This window comes from Vibrio sp. 704, from assembly GCF_033339295.1.
The window spans coordinates 1-524 of sequence record NZ_JAWOUH010000984.1; the positions used below are offsets into that span (position 1 = coordinate 1).

Genomic DNA, 524 nt, shown 5'->3' on the forward strand with positions numbered 1-524 from the left:
TGCAATATCGGCATCCTTGTCGACAATAACACGACGTAACACACAGCCTTCGCCAATTTTTACGTCACCTAATAGGATACATTCGCTAATATCACACGCGGATGCAATATTGCTGCGAAATCCAAGTACTGACTTCTCGATACGAGAACCACGAACATAACTGCCATTACATACCAAGCTATCAATGATCTGCACTCGACCATTGTCTGAATCGGTAAACGTTGCAGGTGGCAATGGTGGGTAATAGGTATGAAGAGGCCACTTACGGTTGTACAAAGAGAATGGCGCGTCTTTTTCCAATAGATCCATGTGCGCTTGCCAGTACGCATCAATCGTACCCACATCACGCCAGTAAACCTCTTCTTTCTCACCACTGATTCTGTTGGTGCTGAAGTCATAGACAAAAACGTCACCACGAGGGAACATTTTCGGGATGATATCTTTACCAAAATCATGAGAAGAAGCTTCATTGTCTGCATCTTCCACGAGTTCAGAAAATAGAACTTGTGCTTCGAATACGTAGT

Annotated in this window: 1 protein-coding gene; it reads right to left on the reverse strand. The window is 43.9% G+C overall.

Annotated elements, in window-relative coordinates; translation table 11 throughout:
- The coding region (locus R7R24_RS30240) for a sugar phosphate nucleotidyltransferase (RefSeq protein ID WP_318120655.1) at positions 1 to 524 on the reverse strand (524 nt) is incomplete at both ends.